Annotated in this window: 5 protein-coding genes; 1 reads left to right on the top strand and 4 read right to left on the bottom strand. The window is 68.1% G+C overall.

The window, feature by feature from the left end; translation table 11 throughout:
• The 4 genes from ABZ420_RS35855 to ABZ420_RS35870 all read right to left on the bottom strand — a co-directional run.
• On the bottom strand, positions 1–731 hold a 731-nt coding region (locus ABZ420_RS35855), incomplete at its 3' end, for a cytochrome b (protein WP_357132617.1).
• Positions 728–1,903, bottom strand: coding sequence for a ubiquinol-cytochrome c reductase iron-sulfur subunit (locus ABZ420_RS35860; protein ID WP_357132626.1), 1,176 nt, complete (start codon positions 1,901–1,903; stop codon positions 728–730). The genes ABZ420_RS35860 and ABZ420_RS35855, both read right to left, overlap by 4 nt.
• Positions 1,904–1,999: 96 nt before the next feature.
• Complete coding sequence (locus ABZ420_RS35865; protein WP_357132620.1) at positions 2,000–2,863, bottom strand: cytochrome c; 864 nt, start codon at positions 2,861–2,863, stop codon at positions 2,000–2,002.
• A gap of 85 nt (positions 2,864–2,948) precedes the next feature.
• Complete coding sequence (locus ABZ420_RS35870; RefSeq protein ID WP_040865892.1) at positions 2,949–3,560, bottom strand: heme-copper oxidase subunit III; 612 nt, start codon at positions 3,558–3,560, stop codon at positions 2,949–2,951.
• A 200-nt stretch (positions 3,561–3,760) separates the two neighbouring features.
• Here ABZ420_RS35870 and ABZ420_RS35875 point away from each other — a divergent pair, with 200 nt between their 5' ends.
• Positions 3,761–4,192, top strand: a complete 432-nt coding sequence (locus ABZ420_RS35875; RefSeq protein WP_357132623.1) for a hypothetical protein — start codon at positions 3,761–3,763, stop codon at positions 4,190–4,192.
• The last annotated feature ends 158 nt before the right edge of the window (positions 4,193–4,350 follow it).

Below are 4,350 nucleotides of genomic sequence, written 5' to 3' on the forward strand. Positions count from 1 at the left end.
ACGTTGTTCTCGGTACGGCCCGGACCGGGGAACTGGGTGTGCTTCTGGTACCACACCAGCGCCACGTGCGCGGCGATCAACGCCAGGATGATGCCGGGGAACAGCAGCACGTGCGCGATGTAGAGCCGCGGGATGATGATCTCGCCGGGGAAGTCGCCACCGAAGATCAGCCAGTGCATCCAGGTGCCGATGATCGGGATGCTCATCGTGATGCCGCCGAACGCGGCCCGCAGGCCGGTGCCCGACAGCAGGTCGTCGGGCAGCGAGTAGCCGAAGAAGCCCTCGAACATCGCCAGGATCAGCAGCAGCGAACCGATCACCCAGTTCGCCTCACGCGGCTTGCGGAACGCGCCGGTGAAGAAGATCCGGAACAAGTGCACGATGATCGAGGCCGCGAACAGCAGTGCCGCCCAGTGGTGGACCTGCCGCACGAATAGACCGCCGCGGACCTCGAAGGTGATGTTCAGTGCGGTCTCGTACGCCCGCGACATCGTCACACCGCGAAGCGGCTGGTAAGCGCCGTTGTAGACGACCTCGCTCATCGACGGGTCGAAGAACAGGGTCAGGTACACGCCCGACAGCAGCAGGATGATGAAGCTGTAGAGCGCGATCTCGCCGAGCAGGAACGACCAATGGGTCGGGAAGACCTTGTTGATCGACCGCTTCATGAACGCGGCGGCGCGGTACCGCTCGTCCGCCTCGCTGGCTTGGGCTGCGACTGAAGGACTCATGAACGGCGCTCCCAGTAGGCCGGGCCGAGCGGCTCGATGAAGTCGCCGTTGGCGACCAGGAAGCCCTCAGCGTTGACGGTGATCGGCAGCTGCGGCAGCGCGCGAGCGGCGGGACCGAAGACCGGCTTGCCCCACTCGGTCGCGGAGAACTGCGACTGGTGGCAGGGGCACAGGATCCGGTTGGTCTGCTGCTCGAACAGCGAGGTGGGGCAGCCGAGGTGGGTGCAGATCTTCGAATAGGCGAAGTAGTCGCCGTAGTTGAAGCTCTCCTGACCCTTGCGCTTGATCGCCTTCTGCGCGTCTTCGGTGCGCAGACGGATCAGCATGACGGCGTTGCGGATGCCGCGCAGCGACTGCAACGTCGCGTGCTCGTCACCGCGCCACTTCTCCTTCCACGGGAACACCGTCTCCATGGCGCCTGCGTCCAGGTCCTCCGGGCGCACCAGCACCACGTCCTCCGGGCGACCGGTGTCGCGGCGGATGTAGATGGTCTCGCCCGGGTAGTCCGGAGTCCAGCCGGAGACCCACAGCGGCGACTTGTCGCCCTTGGCCCACGGGTTCTTGATCATGCCGCCGACGAACACCAGCAGCGCGCCGATGCCGAGTACGCCGACACCAGCGCCCGCGGTGCGGGTAATCATCTTGCGGCGGCCCAGGGTGGAGGTGTCCAGCGCGTCCTGCAGCTCGGCGACCAGGGTGCGGCGCTCGACCTCCGGCGACGGACCGTCGTGCCGCTGCTGGATGGACAGTTCGGCGGGGATGAACAGCTTGCGGATCAGCACCACCGCGACACCGATCACCAGCACCGAGATGCCGAAGGTCAGGCCGACCAGCGGGGTGAACAGCGAGTAGAGCCCGTGGCCCTCCTCCTCCTTGCCCTTGAACTCCCACGGCCAGAACAGGAACACGCCGACCAGCGCCGCGGCCGCGATGCCGGAAACGGCGAACCAGAAGGTGACCGCGCGCTCGGCGCGCTTCTCCGCCCGGGTGCCCGGGATCGGGAAGCGCTCGCGGCGGTAGGCGACGTCGACGCCGTCGCGCTCGGTGCCGAGCTTGACCAGTTCGTCGCGCGACAGCTTGTCGAGCTCCGCCTCGGTGGGGTCCGCCGGAGTGGCGTTCACCGCGTGCTCGTTCGACGGCTGCGCGTCGTGGCCCTCATCCGGGCGACCCATGTCGTCTCGCTCCTTACTGCTCATGACCTGTGTCCTTTCGGCATGGCCGGGCGCCATCCGTGGCCACGCTAGCTACCGCCTCCAGGCGCTGACCGGTCATGACCGGGATCCGATCCACATCGCGGCACCGACCACGAGCGTGATACCGACCACCCAGATGGCCAGGGCCTCGGTCGCGGGACCGAAGCCGCCGAGGTCCCAGCCGCCGGGGCTGTGCTCCTCGGTCGCGTTCTTGACGTAGGCGACGATGTCGCGCTTCTCCTCCGGACTCAACTGGCGGTCGGAGAACTTCGGCATGTTCTGCGGGCCGGTGAGCATCGCAGCGTAGATCTGCTGCTCGCTGGCCGGTTCCAGCGGCGGCGCGAACTTACCGGAGGACAGCGCGCCGCCGCGTCCGGTGAAGTTGTGGCAGGACGCGCAGTTCATCCGGAACAGCTCCGAACCGCGGGCGATGTCGTCACCGCGCAACGACTCCTGGGCGATCTCGCCGTCGGCGTCGCGCATCACGGTCGGACCGCCGCCGTTGGCGGCCACGTAGGCGCTCAGCGCGTCGGTCTGATGGGCGTCGAACTTCGGGGGCTTGCGCTGCGCCTGCGCCTCGTTACGCGCCATCGGCATGCGCCCGGAGGACACCTGGAAGTAGACCGCGGCCTCGCCGACGCCGATCAGGCTGGGACCGCGATCGGCGACACCCTGCAGGTTCGCGCCGTGGCAGGTGATGCAGGACGTGTCGTAGAGCTGCTGGCCCTCGCGGATGAGCGCGGACTGGTCCTCGTGCGCGGTCGCGCGCTGCGGGTCCGGCGTGAGGGCCGATGCCAGGAAGCCTGCTCCGACGAGGCCCACCAGCAGCGCAAGCCCGCCCGCGATGCGACGGCGAACGCGGCGCTGCCTGCGCGTCTTGCTGGCCTGGCCGTTCCCGGGGCTGGCGGGCTCTGGCGCGGACGGGGGAGATGAACTCATCTGTGTCCCTTTGGAGTAGACGGAACCGACTTCTGCGAAAGATCGTGGGTCGCACCGCGCGCGTTCGGCAGCGCGGCGGCCACGATCAGCGGACGAAGTAGATCGTGGCGAACAGCCCGATCCACACGATGTCGACGAAGTGCCAGTAGTAGGAGACGACGATCGCCGCGGTGGCCTGCGCCGGGGTGAACTTGCTGACCTTGGTGCGCATCAGCAGGAACACGAACGCGATCAGACCGCCGATCACGTGCAGACCGTGGAAGCCGGTGGTGATGTAGAACACCGAGCCGTAGGAGCTGCTGGAGATCGAGGTGCCCTCGTGCACCAGGTTCGTGTACTCGTAGCCCTGGCCGCCGACGAAGAACGCGCCCATGATCAGCGTGATGACGTACCAGCGGCGCAGGCCGAACACGTCGCCCTTCTCCGCGGCGAACACGCCCATCTGGCAGGTGAACGACGACGCGACCAGCACGGCCGTGACCGGCACCGCGAGCTTCAGGTTCAGCTCGGTCGGCTCCGGCGGCCAGTTACCGTGCGCCTGGGCGCGCGCGACGAAGTACATCGCGAACAGGCCTGCGAAGAACATCAGCTCGCTGGACAGCCAGATGATGGTACCGACGCTGACCATGTTGGGCCGGTTCAGCGAATGCACACGCTGGGTAATGGCCGATCCTGGGGTCCCTACTGCGGTCGTCACGGGGGTAAGTATGACTCGTCGTAGTACGACAGCCGAACCCGGGTACGAAACTCGTTTCTCCGTGTCCGAAAACGCAGGAAGGGACAGGCTCTCGACCAGGCGGGGCAGGGGGCGAGCGGGGTCGGCGACCCCCGGAACGGGTCACGTAGCGCGGACGAACGCCCGGCCAGCATGACAGGTGAGGGTAAGGAGAAGCTGAGATGAAGACGAATATGGGACCGAGGCTGTGGCGGCGGCTGTTCCGGCGGGACCGGCCCACCGCACTGGACCCGGCGCGAGCGGATCTGGTCGTGGTCGCGGCCTGCTTCGACGACACGGAGGCGTGCTCGGCCGTGCTGGCGCGCGCGACCGGTCTGACGCCGGACGCGCCTGCGGTGCTACGGCACCACCTGCGCATCCCGCCGCGGCACGTGCCCACCGTCTGCGCGATCGCCGCACGAGACGGCTACTCCCCCGCGCCGCAGGTCGGCGGCCCGGGTAGCGACGAACTCGAGACGGTGATCCTCCAGCGGGTCCAACTGCTGGACGCCTTGCACTGCTCCCAGGAACGCTCGCGCATGGCCGGCCTCGCCCAGCGCCACGACGGCACCGCCGACGGCTGGGACGCCCTGCAACCGAGCCCACACCCGTAACGGCCCAGCGACCGGCCTCGCTGGACGACACCGACTGGCGACATCAGCTCGACACCCGGTTCCGAGCGAAGCGAGACCGAGCATCCGCCGTTCGCGGCCCGGCTCGCGTCCGAGTGGCCGCCGCGTACGCGACGAAGGAGCAAGCGGCGGTCACTCGG

Origin of the sequence: Nocardia sp. NPDC005745 (assembly GCF_040630775.1) — a bacterium.
GTDB lineage: Bacteria > Actinomycetota > Actinomycetes > Mycobacteriales > Mycobacteriaceae > Nocardia.